The following is a 17,907-nucleotide window of genomic DNA, read 5'->3' as shown; positions in this document are numbered from 1 at the left end:
CAGGACCTTAGTCGGGCAGACCTTTTACATCCCTATTGCTCAGCTCATACTCTTCGATGAGTAGATTTCCTGATGCTAGAGCTTGGTCGATCAGTTGCATAAACAAGTTGGCTTTATCTGGCTTGATCACATCTGAAATATAGGTACCAACAAGACCGGAACCATCGTGATAATAACGATTATCGCGCCCGCCAAAAACTGCAACGTATTTTCCACTACGTGATATGACAAATGCAGGGTCTGGTAAAGCATCAAGAATGATAGCCATCTGCTCAATATTGATCCTCAATGAATTCTATTTTTTTATTTACAATAATTAACACAATATCTAAAAAAAATAAAAAATCACGTATTTTTTAACCAAAAATAGGGCTAAGTATATTTGGAAGTAATTAAACAGGTAGCAATGCTTTGGTATTTAATTACGCAGACCTATCACATGATGTGATTAAAGCTTATTTCCATTATTGAGATAAAGCCGATGATAGAAATGTTTTGAATTATCGCCTGCATCACACGAATCCATACATACACATGCAAAATCAGAATAAACAAAAGAAAAATCTCGGCTATACTCGTTCATAAATTGATAATGAACAGAGCACTGAATAATGCGTGTACTTGTTGTGATGGATCCCATCGAAAATGTAAACCTAAAAAAAGATACCTCAATGGCGATGCTATGGGCAGCAGCACGTCGTGGACATGAGCTAGGCTATGCATTACAGCAAGATTTATATATCGATCACGGCAAAGCCTTTGGTTTGATTTCACCGCTAAAAGTTTTTGAAAACTACAACCACTATTACGAACTCGGCGAAAAACAAAAAGAATCAATTGCTGCTTATGACGTAGTTTTGATGCGTAAAGATCCTCCGTTTGACATGAACTTTGTCTACACCACCTATATTTTGGAACAGGCTGAACGCGAAGGCGCATGGATTATTAACAAGCCACAAAGCCTACGTGACTGCAATGAAAAATTGTTTGCGACGCAATTCCCTGAACTTCAAGTACCGACCTTGGTGACCTCGCAGCAAAGCCTGATTCGTGAATTTTTGCAAGAACACGGCGATGTGATTGTGAAACCATTAGACGGCATGGGTGGTATGGGCATTTTCCGTTTATACCAAGATGGCGTAAACATTGGTTCAACCATTGAAATCCTGACCAATAACGGCACACAGCCGATTATGGCGCAGCGTTACATCCCAGAAATTGTGGATGGCGACAAGCGCATCTTGATGATCAATGGCGAACCCGTACCGTATTGTTTGGCGCGTATTCCGCAAAATGGTGAGGTGCGTGGCAACTTGGCGGCAGGTGGTTTGGGCGAGGCGCGTCCATTGACCGAAAATGATAAAGCCATTGCAGCCAAAGTTGGGCCATTCCTTCGTGAAAAAGGGTTAGTGTTTGTTGGTCTGGATGTGATTGGTAATTACGTGACTGAAATTAATGTCACCAGTCCAACCTGCGTACGTGAAATTGATGCGCAATTTGGCACCTCGATTGCCGATGATTTATTTGATGTCCTTGAGGCAGGTTTAAAAGCTTAATTTTGCACTAGATTTAAAAGAGTCCTCCACGGGCTCTTTTTTTGTCCTGCGCTAAGGGGAGGGGAGCTTAAAAAGCAAAAAACTGTAAGTGAATGCAATTAAAGTGAAAAATTGTCGGATTTTTTTTCAATTCTCATAGATTAATAATAAAACTAGTTTAAACTTTTAAAATAGTAGAAAAAAACAATCATACGCCTGTTGAAAAAAAGTAAATTACCTTTCACGGTCATGCGTTTGTGATTACAATTGTTTGCTTAAAATCGAATATCATTAGCCTCTTTTTAGAATTGAAGAATTAGACAGTGACCGAAGTAACGCAAGTAAAGCCGAAACATGTCATGATGATGGCTGCCGGAACCGGTGGTCATGTCTTTCCAGCGCTCGCTGTTGCCAAAGAGTTGCAACAACAAGGCTGTGAAGTTTCTTGGCTCGCAACGCCAACAGGCATGGAAAATCGCCTGCTTAAAAATCATAATATTCCAATTTATCAAATTGATATCCAAGGCGTGCGCGGCAATGGAGTCGTGCGTAAGCTGATGGCACCGTTTAAAATTCTCAAAGCTACATTGAGTGCCATGCGTTATATGAAACAACTCAAAGTCGATGCAGTTGCAGGCTTTGGGGGTTATGTGGCTGGGCCAGGTGGCTTGGCGGCTCGTGCATTGGGCATACCAGTTATTATCCATGAACAAAATGCGGTAGCAGGTTTTACCAATACGCAGTTGTCACGTGTGGCCAAAATTGTCTGTCAGGCATTTCCAAATACTTTTCCAGCTCAAGATAAAATTGTGACTACAGGCAATCCTGTACGGAAGGAAATTACAGAAATTTTAAATCCGTCATGGCGTTACCAAGAGCGTGAAAAAGCTGGGTTGCCATTACGGGTTTTAATTGTAGGGGGCTCACTGGGCGCACGTGCCTTAAATGAATGTGTGCCGGCTGCTTTGCAGCAATTAGAACAGCCCCTGAGTGTATATCATCAGTGTGGTCAAAATAATGCTGAAAGCACATTCGCTCGTTATGCAAACGCACCTGAACATATACAAGTTGAAGTACAGCCGTTTATTGAAGATATGGCAGCAGCCTATTCTGCAGCGGATTTGATTATCTGCCGTGCTGGTGCGCTAACCGTCACTGAAATTGCGACAGCGGGTGTAGCAGCCGTCTTTGTTCCTCTGCCAAGTGCAGTGGATGACCATCAAACTGCAAATGCAGGGTTCTTGGCCAATATCAATGCTGCAAAAATTTGCCCACAAGCGGACATGACCGCAGAAAGTTTAACAGCGTTGTTGAAGCCGCTGATGAATCGCCAACGACTTATGGAAATGGCGGTTAAGGCTCGACAACAGGCACAACCCGATGCGACACAGCACGTGGTTGGTTTAATTCAAGATTTGTAAAATTCGAGTAATCTATGTCTCCATCAACGCCTGCCGATCAAGCGAAAAAGCTCATTAAAGTGCCAGAAATGCGCCGTATTAAACACATCCATTTTATTGGAATTGGTGGTGCGGGCATGTGCGGTATTGCCGAAGTATTGAAAAACCAAGGCTATAAAGTTTCAGGTTCAGATATTAAAGCGTCGAAAACCACGGCTCAGCTTGAAGAAAACGGCATTCAAGTTTTCATCGGTCATGCTGCTGAAAATATTCAAGGCGCCAATGTAATCGTGGTATCAACAGCTATTGATTCTGAAAACCCGGAAGTGAAAGCGGCGATTGAAACCCGTACACCTGTCGTGCGTCGTGCAGAAATGTTGGGTGAATTAATGCGTTACCGTCATGGTATTGCCGTTGCAGGGACGCATGGTAAAACCACGACAACCAGTCTTGTGACCTGCATGTTAGCAGAAGAAAATCTGGATCCAACTTATGTCATTGGTGGTTTGTTAAATCGTACTGGTGTGAATGCCGCATTGGGTGCAAGCCGTTATATCGTGGCTGAAGCGGACGAATCAGATGCGTCATTCCTGCATTTACAGCCGATGGCAACGATTGTCACCAATATCGATGCTGACCATATGGATACCTATGGTGGTAGCTTCGATGTATTGAAAGATACCTTCGTACAATTCTTACAGCGTCTTCCATTTTACGGTTTAGCTGTGATGTGTGGTGATGATGCCAACATCCGTGAAATTATGCCGCGTATTGGTCGTCCTGTCGTGACTTATGGTTTCAATGAAGACAATGACATTCGTGCTGTTGATGTGGCTCAAGAAGGCATGCAATCACACTTTACAGTTTTGCGTAAAGACCGTGAGCCGTTACGTTTAACCATTAACTTGCCGGGTCTTCATAATATCTTAAATGCCTTGGCAGCGATTGGTATTGCAACGGATGAAGGTGTTTCTGATGCTGCGATTGCGCGTGCCTTAGAAAGTTTCAGTGGTGTAGGTCGTCGTTTCCAAGTACAAGGCGAATTTGAAGTTGAAGATGGCTTGGTGAAATTGGTCGATGACTATGGTCACCATCCAAAAGAAGTCGAAGCGACCATTAAAGCGGCACGTGCAAGTCATCCAGATCGTCGTTTGGTGATGATGTTCCAACCGCACCGTTTTAGCCGTACGCGTGACTGTTTTGATGACTTCGTCGATGTATTGTCACAAGTTGATCAATTGTTGTTATTAGAAGTTTATCCTGCGGGTGAAAAACCAATTGTGGGTGCGGATAGTCGTGCATTGGCTCGAAGCATTCGTCTACGTGGTGAAGTTGAGCCGATTCTTATCGATCCAGTAGAAGGCAACTTACAAGCAGTAATGAAAAAAGTGTTACAAGCAAATGACTTGTTATTAACACAGGGCGCAGGTAATGTTGGAGCAATCTCAATCGAACTTGCTCAAAACAATCTCTATGTAAAATGATTACCGCTTGGTGATCCAAAGTTTGTTTAGACCGTAGATAAAAGTTTAAGGATATAAACGTGTCAAATGCTTCAAAATTCGGCAAAGTTGCCGTGTTATTAGGTGGGAAATCTGCCGAACGTGAGGTTTCTCTCGATAGTGGTAAAGCTGTACTTGAAGCATTGGTGCGTTCGGGTGTAAATGCCGAAGCATTCGATCCGCAGCAACGCAGTGTGACTGAGTTGGTGGCTTATGACCGTGCATTTATCGTACTTCATGGCCGTGGTGGTGAAGATGGTCAAATTCAGGGTACTTTGGAATGGTTAAACATTCCGTACACTGGAACGGGCGTTCAAGGCTCGGCGATTGGTATGGATAAAGTCAAAACTAAACAAGTTTGGCAAGGTTCAGAACTACCGACAGCACCTTATCGCATTGTCAGCAAAGATTCAGATTTACAAGAAATTGTAGATTCAATTGGTTTGCCATTTATTATCAAGCCAGTGCATGAAGGCTCAAGCATTGGTATGAGCAAAGTTGAAAAAATTGAAGACTTTGCAACCGCAATTGCAAAAGCGACCCAGCATGATGCAGTCGTGATGGCTGAAAAATGGATTACAGGACGTGAATTTACCATTGTGATTTTAAATGGTCAGGCGCTACCGGTGATTCGTTTAGAACCGCCTGCAGATGTGGCTTTTTACGATTACGAAGCGAAATATAACCGTAACGATGTGCAATATGGTATTCCATGTGGCTTGACTGAAGATGAAGAAAAGCGTCTACAAGCTTTATCTTTACGCGCTTTCCAAGCGGTAGGTGCGAGTGGTTGGGGTCGTATTGACGCGATGCAGGATGCAGAAGGAAACTTCTGGTTACTTGAGGTAAATACCGTTCCGGGTATGACTAGTCATTCTCTAGTGCCTAAAGCTGCTAATGCTATAGGCTATAGTTTTGATGATCTTTGTGTTGCAATTTTGGAACAAACCCTAACAGGTGCGGCGCACTAAATTATGGCTCAACTTCCTGCGTCAATGCGCCGTAAACGTGCAGCAACGACATCGATACATGACAAACCACCGACACGTAAGGAAAAGCTTACCAATGTGGGTGGATGGCTGTTATTGTTTATTGCATGTGTGGTCTTGATTGCTGGGATTTGGGGGCTATATAAAGTCATGACGGATGCACGTGTGGCTGAACTTGATGTGGTGGGGGTGCGGAGCACCCAAGAAAAACAACAAGTCATGTCATACGTTTCACCGATGATGACTGAAAACTATTTTACCTCTGATTTACGTGTCATTCGTGACCGTACTTTAGAAATCTCTTGGGTCGATCGCGTGGTGGTATCGCGTGCTTGGCCAAATGCAATTCGTGTACGGGTGATGCCGCGTCAAGCGATTGCACGTTGGGGAACTGGGCGACTGTTAAGCGACAGTGGTGATGTATTTGCCGAATTAACTCCGACCAATCATCAGAATTTGCCGTTATTGCATGGGCCGACGAGTCAGTCCAAAATGATGATGCGTCGCTATAATGAAATTAATCAATTATTTATACCTGTAGGCATTCGTTTAAAAGAATTATATTTAACCGAACGAATGACTTGGTTTATGCAGTTTGATTCAGGCTTACGCGTGATTGTCGATCAGGATCAGACCATGAGTAAGTTGCAGCGTTTAAGTTATCTTGCACACAGTGACTTAAAACCTGTTTGGCCACGAATTTCTGCCATCGATTTGCGCTACCGAAATGGTTTAGCGATTCAATGGAAAAACTCTGTGCCAGCAAAGTCGGTAAATGGTCAGTTTGTTGTAACCAGTGATGACATAGGCATTGCGAATGCAGCGCCTGTAAAGCCATAATGATCGGCTTTATAAGTAGAGGCTTTAAGCCATAAATTAAACAAACATGTGAATGGTAGTAGTAAATAATGAATGAAGCTGTTCCCTCGGTTGTTGCGATTGACATTGGGACACACAAAGTTTCAGTTTTGATTGGTAAGGTACACGCGCCAGACAATATCCAAGTGGTAGGGATGGCGACCGCTCGTAACCGCGGCATGAATAAAGGGAAAATTGTCAGTCTCGATAAAGTTGTTACCGCAATTAAAAATGCAGTGCAGGAAGCAGAAGATATGGCGGAATGTCGTGTACATTCTGCGTGGATTTCCATTCCAAGTGCTGAACTAAAAAGTTTTTATGCCTCTGGTCGCACTCCAATTGAAAATAATGACCATGCGATTACCACCAATGAAGTGGTGCGTGCTTTAGAACTGGCCAAAGCCAGTCATTTAACGTCTGACCATTATTTGGTGAGTGCTGTACCTTTAGGTTTTGAACTAGATGATGAACCTGAATGGGTGTTAAACCCGATTCGCATGTCAGCACGGAGTATGACAGGACATTATCATTTGATGATGTTGCCCATCAGCACCATGCAGAATTTGGATCGCGCATTAAAAGGTGCCAATATTGGTGTTGAACGCATGGTCATTTCATCATTAGCAACAGCTGAAGCCAGTTTGCTTAAAGATGAAAAAGAATATGGTGTGTGTTTGGTTGATATTGGTGCTGGTACGACCAATATTGCGGTGTATTTAGATGGTCGCTTGGCGATGACACACACTTTGCAACGTGGCGGTGAGCATGTAACACGTGATATTGCTGCTGTATTGCAAACCACAACAGAAGAAGCTGAACGCATTAAGCTGTTGTATGGTTGTGTTGATCTGAAAGTGGTTAAACCTGAAAGTATGATTCAGTTCCAAGGTATTGATGGTCCACAAACCATTAGCCGTATTGAACTGACCGAAATCATTATTGCGCGCTATGAAGAAATCTTTAATCAAGTGCGTAATGAGTTGGTGGATCATGGTGCGATTCATGGTTTATACCATGGTGTTGTACTCACAGGTGATGCCTGCCAAATTGAAGGGATGGTGACATTTGCGCGTCGGATGTTAGGTGTTTCTGCACATTTAGGTAATCCACCTATGCAAGTGTATGCTGATGATCAACAGCAAGCCGCTTTACGTCGTTCACAATACGCGACTGCCGCAGGTCTGTTAATTTTCAGTCAAAGTGAAACACAAGATACGATCGTTGAGCCAGAAGATACGGAAAAACTTTCAGTATTGAATCGGGTAAAACGTGCATGGTCGGGCTTCAATGACACCTTGAAGTCGATCTTTTAAGTTGAAATATTTGGGAATATTGTTGGGAAGTTGTACGGATTATTGCTTGTACTTGACAAGCTGGAACTTGGACAGCATTCTAAAAAACAATTTTTATTAAGATCAAGGCAGTATACGGGCTGAAGTGTCTGCCAATTATGGATTAGGAATTTTTTAGGCATGGCCTCATTTGAATTTTTAGAAGATGATCAAAGCGACAGCAACGGTCAAGCCCGTTTCACAGTATTCGGTGTAGGTGGTGCTGGCGGTAACGCTGTGCAACACATGTTGGAATCAGATATCGAAGGTGTAAAATTTGTTTGTGCCAATACAGACAAACAGGCACTCGACCGTATGAATGCACAATTTAAAATCCAACTCGGTGAGCAAAGTACGCGTGGTTTGGGTGCAGGTGCAAATCCACAAGTGGGTCAAACTGCTGCTGAAGAAAGCCGTGAGTTGATTCGCCAACACCTTGAAGGTACGGACATGGTGTTTGTGACTGCAGGTATGGGTGGTGGTACAGGTACAGGTGCTGCGCCAGTTGTTGCTGAAATTGCCAAAGAAATGGGTATCTTAACTGTAGGTGTGGTGACGACTCCGTTTAACTTTGAAGGTAAACGTCGTCAGCAGTCTGCTGAGAAAGGTATTGAAGCACTTGAGCAACATGTTGATTCTCTGATTATTATTCCGAACCAACGTCTACTTAAAGTATTCCGCGATATTTCAATGAAAGATGCTTACAAAAAAGCAGACGACGTACTGTTAAATGCTGTACGTAGTATCTTTGATCTTGTGGTGCGTCCTGGTCATATCAACCTTGACTTCGCCGATTTGAAAACTGCGATGAGTACACGTGGTTATGCCATGATGGGTGCAGGTTCTGGTCGTGGTGAAAACCGTGCGCGTCAAGCTGCTGAACAAGCGATCCGTAGCCCATTGTTAGATAACGTGACCATCATGAATGCAAAAGGCATTTTGATTAACGTTACAGGTGGCGATGACGTAACCTTCGGTGAAATTGAAGAAATCACTGATGTGGTGAACCAAATTGTGGATCTTGATGAAGGTCAAGTGTTCTACGGTACGGTATTTGATCCAGATGCACGTGATGAAATTAGCGTAACGGTGATCGCAACGGGTTTAACTCGTAATTCTGCCGATTCTGCTGAGCCAGTGAAACGCCCTATCGCACAAGCAACGCGTACAGTCGCTTCTGCACAAGTACCTGTAGATGAAGATGATGTGCCAGCGATTCAACGTCAGCACAATGAAGCAGCAGCTCCAGCTGCGGCAGCGGCGTCAGCATCCAATTCACGCCCTACGCCAATGAGTATTCAAGACTATTTGAAAAATCAGCAACGTAAATAACATAAATTCAATGACTTAAGTGTCTGTTGATTACAAAAGGTAGCTGATCAGCTACCTTTTTGTTTTTTATCAATGGCTAAATATGCTAACGTATAGCGGTTTTGTGAACTGATGATAGAAGACACATGTTGAAACAACGTACCCTGAAACGCATCGTGAAAGCGAGTGGCATCGGACTGCATAGTGGGCAAAAAGTGATGATTAACTTTGTGCCACATCATGCCGATGGGGGGATTGTGTTTCGTCGTATCGACTTAAATCCACCGATTGATATTCCAGCCGATGCTATGCTGATTCAAGAAGCATTCATGTGTTCTAACTTGGTGCAAGAAAATGCCAAGGTGGGTACAATTGAGCACATTATGAGTGCGATTGCTGGTTTAGGGATTGATAACCTGATCGTGGAAGTGTCGGCGTCTGAAGTGCCAATTATGGATGGGAGTGCCGGCCCGTTCATTTATTTGCTTATGCAAGGTGAACTACAAGAACAAAATGCACCTAAAAAATTCATAAAAATACGCAAACCTGTCGAAGCACTGATCGATGATAAACGTGCTGCCTTCCAACCCCATGACGGTTTCCAATTAAATTTTACGATTGATTTTGACCATCCTGCATTTAAGAAAGAATTTCAGTCGGCAACAATCGACTTTTCAACCGAAACATTTGTCTATGAAGTTAGTGAAGCGCGGACTTTTGGCTTTATGAAAGATTTGGACTACCTCAAAGCTAATAATTTGGCTTTAGGGGCGAGTCTCGAAAATGCCATTGGTGTAGATGACAATGGTGTGGTCAATGAAGAGGGCTTACGCTTCTCGGATGAGTTTGTTCGTCACAAAATATTAGATGCTGTGGGTGATTTATACTTGCTCGGTCATCAAATTATTGCGAAATATGATGCCTATAAGTCAGGTCATGCATTAAATAATCAGTTATTACGCAATGTCAAAAGTGATCCAGACAGCTATGAAATTGTAACATTTGATGACATTAAAGATTGCCCAATTAGTTATGTGAATGTGACATAAGTCATTGTCTTATAATAGTGATGTTATATTGTATCATTTGTAAGTGTTAAGTCTGTCACATTCTGAGTATTCAAATTTATCTGTTACAACTCGGTGGTTACTTTTTATTGCTTGCCAAACGCAGCATTGCTTGGCTAAGCTTAGGGTCGCTCACAAAGTCAGCAGCATTACGGAGTAAATCCTGAGTTTCTGTACTGAGGGTTCTTGAAATTTTTTCAGGGGAATGGGGCGTTGGAGACGGAGTTCTCAGACGAACTTGAATCTTGTGTAAATCCTTGAATTCGTATATTTGTGATAACTGTGCAATATATTGCTTTTGTAAATAGGCCAACTGACTTATCAGTGCCTGATTTTCACCAGTTAATATAAGTACACCGTTTATATAACAAACGACTTGCCATTGATCCGGTTGGGGTAATAGCGGTTGGACAATTTTCGTAAGCTTCTGCCATGCAGCAACTTGCGTTGAGAGAAACGAAAAGTTTCCTGTTTTTATGTGTTTTCTTGTTGGTTGAAAGACGTTGACAGGTTCTGACATACATATTTCCTACATGTTTATGTCTTAATCTTATGCGCTCCTTTTGGCTGATATCAAGGACGAAATCACACAAGGAACAAAAGAGAACAGTTTATAGAGGTTTTTTATGCATTTACGACGTATTTTATTGGCGTTTTCATTGGCTGCTTCGGCCGCTTCAGTCGCTTTTGCAGATTTAGTTGAATTAAATCAAGCAGATTCATCATCAGATCGTATTGAACAGTTAACTCGCACTTTGTCTCAAGGTGCTTACTCTGAAAGCAATGATATTGATATTCCAGCAGAAACAAAGTTGAATGTTCAAATTCGTGAAAAATCAATTGAACTCAATAATGCGACAATCGCAAAAAAATACGGTTCAAGCAATTCCTCTAAAAACTATTCAGCAAGTTCAAATAATCCATATTCATGGTTAATTGCCCACCCACTTCCAGACATGAAGCGTGTAAGTTCAAACTATGGTGGCCGTACCATGGGTGGCCGTGCGGAGAATCATTCAGGTTTAGATCTTTCTGCGGCTAGTGGCACACCTATTTATGCAACGGGTCCAGGCATTGTAACAAAGTCAGGTTGGGGCACAGGTTATGGTCAATATGTTGAAATTAACCATGGTAATGGTTACCTGACACGTTATGCACATGCATCACGCTTAATTGCACGTGTAGGCGACCGTGTTGCTGCGGGTGAGCATATTGCTAACGTTGGTTGTACTGGTCGTTGTACTGGCCCACATTTACATTACGAAGTAGTGAAAGATGGTCAACGTAAAAACCCATCAACGTATTTAGCGATGTTACCATAAGCACATATAACATCTATATACGAAGCCATTGTCTGAACCTCTACAGACAATGGCTTTTTTATTTATCGCTAATAACTATAAAATTATCATTCTAAAAAATATTGTCTGTATGAAATATGGCGAAAATTGACTCAAAAATGTAAATTTGTGTAATTGTTAATCAATAAGTATTTAGTAAATAAATAACAGAGCTATTTCGTATTCATCTGTGGCGATAACTGAGCCTAGCCAAAATATGGTACTAATAGAGCCATATATTTAGCACATAGGATAGGTGAAGTATGGCGTTTTATGGCGATACAGATGCGCAAGAAACCCAAGAATGGCAGGACGCATTTGATTCAGTTTTACAGCACATGGGAACTGACCGCGCTGCATTTTTGCTTGAAAAACTCTATCAACAAGCGATTGCTAAGCACGTTCCCATTCAGCGACTAAATACTCCTTACTTAAATACCATTTCAGTTGAAGAACAGCCACCTATGCCAGGTGATTCGGATATGGAGCGCCGTATTCGTGCGTTGATCCGCTGGAATGCCTTAGCGATGGTACTGCGTGCCAATAAAACAGGTGATGACTTAGGTGGTCACTTGGCAAGTTTTGCATCATCTGCAACTTTATATGACGTGGGCTTTAACCACTTCTTCCGTGCCAATAGCGACAGCTTTGGCGGTGACATGATCTATTATCAAGGTCACTGTGCACCAGGTATCTATGCACGTTCGTTCTTAGAAGGTCGTTTGACTGAAGAGCACTTAAATAATTTCCGTCGTGAAGTTGGCGGTAAAGGTTTGCCGTCATACCCACATCCGTACTTGATGCCAGATTATTGGCAGTTCCCAACCGTATCGATGGGTCTAGGCCCAATCATGTCGATCTATCAAGCACACATTCAAAAGTACTTGATGAACCGTGGCCTGATCAAAGAAGAAAACCGTAAAGTTTGGGCTTACCTCGGTGATGGTGAAATGGATGAACCTGAAAGTACAGGTGCCATTTCACTTGCAGGTCGTGAAAAGCTCGACAACCTAATTTGGGTCGTGAACTGTAACTTACAGCGTCTAGATGGCCCAGTTCGTGGTAATGGTAAAATTATTCAAGAACTTGAATCATTGTTCCGTGGTGCAGGCTGGCGCGTGATTAAGGTGGTATGGGGTCGTCATTGGGATCCGCTACTAGCAAAAGATGATTCAGGTGCCTTAAAAGCGGTGATGGAAGAAGCGGTCGATGGTGACTTCCAGCGTTATCAAGTGAAAGGTGGTGCGTATACGCGTGCACATTTCTTTGGTAAGTATCCTGAAGCTGAAGAGTTGGTGCGCAACTTAAGCGATGAAGATATTGATAACCTGAACCGTGGTGGTCATGACCCATTCAAAGTGTATGCGGCTTATGCCGAAGCGATGAAGGAAACGGGTCAGCCAACAGTTATCTTGGCAAAAACAGTCAAAGGTTATGGTTTGTCGGAAGAGATTGAAGCAGTCAATAAGACGCATCAAATCAAGAAAATGCAGCTTGAGTCGTTGAAATACGTGCGTAACCGTTTCAACTTGCCATTTACCGATGAACAGCTTGAAGAAGTGCCATTCTACCGTCCAAGTGAAAATTCACCTGAAATTAAATACATGAAAGCACGTCGTGAGGCATTGGGTGGTTATTTACCTGCACGTCGTAAAGAAAGCGAGCAGCTGGCGATTCCTGAATTGTCTGTGTTTGATGCGGTACTCAAAGGCAGTGGCGGTAAAGAGCAATCGACGACCATGTTGATGGTACGTTTGATTTCATCATTATTGAAAGAAAAAGCCATTAAAGATCGTGTCGTACCAATTGTGCCAGATGAAGCGCGTACTTTCGGTTTGGAAGGTATGTTCCGTCAGTTGGGGATCTATGCTGCGCATGGTCAAAAATATACCCCTGAAGACCAAGAACAGTTGATGCATTACCGTGAAGCTAAAGATGGTCACATGTTACAAGAAGGGATTAACGAAGCGGGTGCGATGAGTGCTTGGGCTGCGTTAGGAACCAGTTATTCAACCAATAACTTGCCAATGATTCCGATGTATATGTACTACTCGATGTTCGGTTTCCAGCGTATTGGCGATATTGCATGGGCTGCAGGTGATGCACAGGCGCAAGGTTTCTTGCTCGGTGCAACTGCGGGTCGTACAACACTGAACGGTGAAGGTTTACAGCACCAAGATGGTCATTCACATATCTTGGCAAATACGATTCCAAACTGTATCTCTTATGACCCATGTTTTGGTTATGAGCTGGCAGTGATCGTACATGATGGTTTAAAACGTATGTACGTGAACCAAGAGCGCGTGTTCTATTACTTAACAGTAATGAATGAAAACTACGAACATCCAGCTATTCCTGAAGGTGCTGAAGAAGGCATTAAACGTGGTATGTATCTCTTCGAAGAAGATGAGAAAGCAACGGTTCAGTTGATGGGTTCAGGCGTGATTCTGCGTGAAGTGATTAAAGCAGCGAAAATTCTTCGTGATGAATATCAAATTCATTCAAATGTGTGGAGCGTCACTAGCTTTAACGAATTAGCTCGTGATGGTATGGCATGTGAAGAATACAACCGCCTACATCCATTGGCTGAAGATACGAAAGAAGCTTGGATCTCTCAATTACTTCGTGAAAAAGACGGTATTGTGGTATCGGCAACCGATCACATGCGTGCTTATAGCGAACAAATCCGTGCTTATCTTCCAGACAATCGTCCGTTCGTTGCATTAGGCACAGATGGTTATGGTCGTTCAGATACACGTGGCAACTTACGTAGCTACTTTGGTGTCGATGCCGCACATATTGTGGTAGCAACATTGAAAAAACTCGCGGATGAAGGCGAAGTTGATGCACGTTTGGTTAAAGATGCGATCTCAAGCTTTGAACTAGATACTGACCGTCCAGTGGCATGGGCTCCGCAGGAAACGCCAGAACTGCATGCTGTGGCTGACTACAAAGAGGAGAACTAATCATGCAAATTACGACTCCTGATATTGGTGTAGATAAAGCAACAGTCGCTGAGATTTTAGTGAAAGTCGGCGACAGCATTAGCGTCGATGACAGCATTGTGTTGTTAGAGTCTGATAAAGCCTCTGTTGAAGTGCCCAGCACTTCGGCAGGCGTGGTGAAAAGCATTGCAGTTAATCTGGGTGACAGTGTTGCTGAAGGTGCTGTGCTGATCGAGTTAGAAGCAGAAGGTCAAAGTACTGCTACCGTTGAGCCAGTACAAAATGCAACGGAAGACCAAGCAGAAGAACCAAAACCGGTTGTGGAAGCAGAACAAGCTGTAGCACCTGTTGCAGCCAATGCTACTCAGTCGCAAAGCATCGATGTGCAAGTCCCTGATATTGGCGTAGAAAAAGCTACGGTAAGTGAGATTTTGGTCTCTGTTGGTGATGAGATTGATGTTGATCAAAGTATTATCGTGGTGGAATCAGATAAAGCGACAGTCGAAGTCCCAAGTACTGTATCAGGCCGTGTTGAATCGATCACGATCAGTGCTGGCGATGTAGTGAAAGAAGGCGTAGTGATTTTAACGGTGAAAACGGTGGCTTCATCTGCTGCGGTTGAATCGGCTCCTGTGCAAGAAACTGCACAGCCTGTTGCTGCACCCGTTGTCGCAGAAGCAACACCAGCGCCGTCTATGGCTGCAGCATCTGGACCTGTTGAAATTGCAGTGCCTGACTTAGGTGTTGATAAAGCAGCAGTGGCTGAAATTTTAGTCGCTGTGGGTGATGTGGTTGAAAAAGACCAAAGCATCATCGTGGTGGAATCAGACAAAGCAACGGTAGAAGTGCCAAGCTCTACCGCTGGTAAAATCACCGCGATTCATGTTCAGTTAGGGCAAAGTGTCTCTGAAGGCGTCGCTTTAGTGACGATTGAAGCCGAAGGTCAAGCTGTTGCAGCACCCGCGCCAGTAGCGAAACCTGCACCAGCTGTAGCACAGCCTGCGACAGTTGCACCTAAAGCTGAAAGCAAAGTTGAAGCAGCAGCACCGCAACCACAAGGCGCAGATAAGCTCACCAAAGAGCAAAATGCTGCCAATGCCAAAGTGTATGCAGGACCTGCCGTTCGTAAGCTTGCACGTGAATTGGGTGTGGTTTTGGCAGAAGTCAAAGCATCGGGCCCGCATGAGCGTTTAATGAAAGAAGATTTGTTCGCTTATGTGAAAACCCGTTTGACCACTCCGCAAGCTGCACCTACAGCTCAAGCTGTGGCACAGGTTTCAGGTTTGCCGAAGTTGCCAAGTTTTGATGCTTTTGGTGGTGTGGAAGAGAAAGTTTTGACGCGTTTACAACAAGTGTCGATCCCGCAATTGTCTTTAAACAACTTTATCCCGCAAGTGACGCAGTTCGATGCAGCGGATATTACTGATCTTGAAGCTTGGCGTAATGATTTAAAAGCTAACTTTAAGAAAGAAGGTATTGGCTTAACCATTATGGCTTTCATCATCAAAGCAGTGGCTTATTTGTTGAAAGAAGAGCGTGAATTTGCAGGTCATTTGTCTGATGATGGCAAGTCAGTATTGCTACGCAATGAAATCCATATGGGGATTGCCGTTGCCACGCCTGATGGTTTGACCGTGCCTGTACTGCGTAATCCAGATCAAAAATCGATTAAGCAGATTGCAATTGAGTTGGGTGAGCTGAGTCAAAAAGCACGTGACAAAAAATTGTCGCCGAAAGATTTACAAGGTGCGAACTTTACCATTACCAGTCTGGGTTCAATTGGTGGCACTGCATTTACACCGTTGGTCAACTGGCCACAGGTGGCGATTTTGGGTATTTCACCTGCAACCATGCAGCCAGTATGGAATGGTGAAAGCTTTGATCCACGTTTGATGCTGCCGCTGTCATTGTCATACGATCACCGTGTGATTAATGGAGCGGACGCTGCACGTTTTGCCAATAAACTGACGAAGCTGCTCAAAGATATCCGAACTTTATTGATCTAATCTGACCTGTTTAAGTTTCAAAATGAACCCTGCTTTGGCAGGGTTTTTTTATGGCGTCGTGGTGGTGGACTGACAAAGCCAATCAGGAAGTTCAATGGGTGAAGGGTAGAGCTTTAATGCCGAGTTTGCGTTGAGGTTATAGGTGAGTGGAAGCGTACGATGTGGCTGCGCCATCGACCAAAGCTTATGTCGTAAATGTTCAAAGCGTTGGAAGTCTTTTAAAAATAAACCCCAAAACTTTTCATAATGCCCCAGTTCTTGCACATGTTGATGTTGATACGCATGTGTTTGGCCCTGTTGGTGCTGGAAGTCATAGCCCATCAGCCAAATACGCTGCGGTTGAAAGAGATGTGCGAGTGAATAGGCTTGAAGGCCGCAATTATTACCATACACAAAGTACGGTGAATGAAATAACTCCGCTTGCGTATCGATACGCACGGTTTTGAAGTTAATCACTTCATGTTCAGGATATGGGCGGTTGTGACCTAAACCACATCCGCTAATGATGTCACCTTGAAAGCAGGCTTTGAGCATGGGCTGATACTGTAACCACCACGCATAATCTGAATGATGGGCAATTTGAGCCTGAGGAAGTTGAAGAAAACTTTGATTACAGCAAATGATTAGCAGCTTTTTTGAGGGCTGAATGGTGGTTAAGTCAAAACTGAGCTGAGACGGGCCGCCCGCAATGATTAATACATCCTGCACATGCATATAGTGTTGAATAAATTCTTGAAATTTTTGATTATTGTTTTGCATATCAAATTGAGTCATCGAAAATTAAAATTGCGAAAACATGCATTCCTCGCTAGAATAGCATTACTTCATTGGGGAGTAGCCGCTTTTTACGCAAAGTAAAAAGGTGATGGTCAACATATTTGCTCTAAAACGAGCATGGTCATCATAGCAAAGAACCAAATGAGCTCTTCGTAGCTTTCTTTTGTTGGCAAGACCTTTGATTTATCACTCTGCACATTGGCTAGCAGGAGGGATAAGTCATCGGTATATGTTATTGCTAGCCAGAGAAATGCACCATGTTAACCGCTTTCTTCATTTCCCTTGCTGTTGTTGCCCTGTCAGAAATGGGCGATAAAACACAATTACTTGCCTTACTGCTTGCTGCACGTTTTCGTAAACCCGTTCCGATCTTAATTGCAATTTTCCTCGCGACTGTGGTGAACCACGGGGTTTCTGCTGTGTTGGGTCAATGGATTACCACTGTTTTAAGTCCAATCGTTTTATTGTGGATCGTTTCTCTGGGCTTTATTGCTATGGCGGTGTGGATGTTGATCCCCGATCAATTGGATGATGAATCTGAAAGTATCAATAAGTGGCAAAAATATGGGGTTTTCGGCGCCACTTTCGTTTTGTTCTTCTTGGCTGAAATTGGAGATAAAACCCAAATTGCCACTGTTGCACTGGCTGCACGCTTTGACAGTATTGGCTGGGTGACTTTGGGGACGACATTAGGCATCATGTTGGTTAATGCGCCTGCGGTATTTATTGGCAACAAACTAGCTGAAAAACTACCGATTTCACTGATTCATAAAATTGGCGCCCTAGTATTCTTGGTGATTGGTTTGGCTGCGTTGGCACAACACTATTTATTTTAAATAATGATCT

The 17,907-nt window shown here is 43.3% G+C and carries 15 protein-coding genes and 1 riboswitch; of the genes, 12 read left to right on the top strand and 3 right to left on the bottom strand.

Annotation, left to right across the window (positions count from 1 at the left end; genetic code table 11):
- Positions 1-7: 7 nt before the first annotated feature.
- On the bottom strand, positions 8-268 hold the full coding sequence (locus FTU75_RS18600; protein WP_306441869.1) for a hypothetical protein: 261 nt from the start codon (positions 266-268) through the stop codon (positions 8-10).
- 343 nt (positions 269-611) lie between these two features.
- Between FTU75_RS18600 and gshB the strand changes: the two genes are divergently transcribed.
- From gshB to lpxC, 8 genes are all read left to right on the top strand, one after another.
- Positions 612-1,556, top strand: a complete 945-nt coding sequence (gene gshB / locus FTU75_RS13120; protein WP_180116151.1) for a glutathione synthase — start codon at positions 612-614, stop codon at positions 1,554-1,556.
- A 302-nt stretch (positions 1,557-1,858) separates the two neighbouring features.
- Positions 1,859-2,956 carry an undecaprenyldiphospho-muramoylpentapeptide beta-N-acetylglucosaminyltransferase gene (gene murG, locus FTU75_RS13115; RefSeq protein WP_180116150.1) on the top strand — a complete coding sequence of 366 codons (1,098 nt, stop codon included), beginning with the start codon at positions 1,859-1,861 and terminating at the stop codon, positions 2,954-2,956.
- A gap of 14 nt (positions 2,957-2,970) precedes the next feature.
- Positions 2,971-4,419 (top strand): UDP-N-acetylmuramate--L-alanine ligase, encoded by a 1,449-nt coding sequence (gene murC, locus FTU75_RS13110; protein ID WP_078190576.1) that lies wholly within the window; start codon positions 2,971-2,973, stop codon positions 4,417-4,419.
- A 59-nt stretch (positions 4,420-4,478) separates the two neighbouring features.
- Complete coding sequence (locus FTU75_RS13105) at positions 4,479-5,408, top strand: D-alanine--D-alanine ligase (protein ID WP_111884461.1); 930 nt, start codon at positions 4,479-4,481, stop codon at positions 5,406-5,408.
- Positions 5,409-5,411: 3 nt separating this feature from the next.
- Positions 5,412-6,266 carry a cell division protein FtsQ/DivIB gene (locus tag FTU75_RS13100; protein WP_180116149.1) on the top strand — a complete coding sequence of 285 codons (855 nt, stop codon included), beginning with the start codon at positions 5,412-5,414 and terminating at the stop codon, positions 6,264-6,266.
- Positions 6,267-6,334: 68 nt separating this feature from the next.
- Positions 6,335-7,597: a cell division protein FtsA gene (gene ftsA, locus FTU75_RS13095; RefSeq protein WP_111884462.1), complete on the top strand. Its 1,263-nt coding sequence runs from the start codon at positions 6,335-6,337 to the stop codon at positions 7,595-7,597.
- 159 nt (positions 7,598-7,756) lie between these two features.
- Complete coding sequence (ftsZ, locus tag FTU75_RS13090) at positions 7,757-8,947, top strand: cell division protein FtsZ (protein WP_180116148.1); 1,191 nt, start codon at positions 7,757-7,759, stop codon at positions 8,945-8,947.
- A 125-nt stretch (positions 8,948-9,072) separates the two neighbouring features.
- A complete protein-coding gene (gene lpxC / locus FTU75_RS13085; protein ID WP_078193215.1) occupies positions 9,073-9,975 on the top strand; it encodes a UDP-3-O-acyl-N-acetylglucosamine deacetylase in 903 nt (300 codons plus the stop codon).
- Between the two features lie 97 nt (positions 9,976-10,072).
- On the opposite strand, the gene FTU75_RS13080 is transcribed toward lpxC, so the two are convergent.
- Positions 10,073-10,513 carry a DciA family protein gene (locus FTU75_RS13080; RefSeq protein ID WP_111884464.1) on the bottom strand — a complete coding sequence of 147 codons (441 nt, stop codon included), beginning with the start codon at positions 10,511-10,513 and terminating at the stop codon, positions 10,073-10,075.
- A 106-nt stretch (positions 10,514-10,619) separates the two neighbouring features.
- On the opposite strand from FTU75_RS13080, the gene FTU75_RS13075 reads away from it, so the two are divergent.
- From FTU75_RS13075 to FTU75_RS13065, 3 genes are all read left to right on the top strand, one after another.
- Complete coding sequence (locus FTU75_RS13075) at positions 10,620-11,315, top strand: M23 family metallopeptidase (RefSeq protein ID WP_180008772.1); 696 nt, start codon at positions 10,620-10,622, stop codon at positions 11,313-11,315.
- Between the two features lie 281 nt (positions 11,316-11,596).
- On the top strand, positions 11,597-14,299 hold the full coding sequence (gene aceE / locus FTU75_RS13070; protein WP_180024620.1) for a pyruvate dehydrogenase (acetyl-transferring), homodimeric type: 2,703 nt from the start codon (positions 11,597-11,599) through the stop codon (positions 14,297-14,299).
- 2 nt (positions 14,300-14,301) lie between these two features.
- Positions 14,302-16,284, top strand: coding sequence for a 2-oxo acid dehydrogenase subunit E2 (locus FTU75_RS13065; protein ID WP_180116147.1), 1,983 nt, complete (start codon positions 14,302-14,304; stop codon positions 16,282-16,284).
- 48 nt (positions 16,285-16,332) lie between these two features.
- Here the strand turns inward: FTU75_RS13065 and FTU75_RS13060 are convergent, their stop codons facing one another.
- The gene (locus FTU75_RS13060) at positions 16,333-17,043 is read right to left on the bottom strand and encodes a methyltransferase type 11 (protein ID WP_180116146.1); all 711 of its coding nucleotides are present in this window, start codon (positions 17,041-17,043) and stop codon (positions 16,333-16,335) included.
- Positions 17,044-17,101: 58 nt separating this feature from the next.
- Positions 17,102-17,244, top strand: a riboswitch (yybP-ykoY riboswitch).
- 74 nt (positions 17,245-17,318) lie between these two features.
- Between FTU75_RS13060 and FTU75_RS13055 the strand changes: the two genes are divergently transcribed.
- Positions 17,319-17,897: a TMEM165/GDT1 family protein gene (locus FTU75_RS13055; RefSeq protein WP_078193209.1), complete on the top strand. Its 579-nt coding sequence runs from the start codon at positions 17,319-17,321 to the stop codon at positions 17,895-17,897.
- Positions 17,898-17,907: the final 10 nt, after the last annotated feature.

Origin of the sequence: Acinetobacter sp. YH12140 (assembly GCF_013418475.1) — a bacterium.
GTDB lineage: Bacteria > Pseudomonadota > Gammaproteobacteria > Pseudomonadales > Moraxellaceae > Acinetobacter > Acinetobacter amyesii.
Note: the sequence above shows the minus strand (reverse complement) of the source record. Positions and strands in the feature narration are given on the sequence as shown.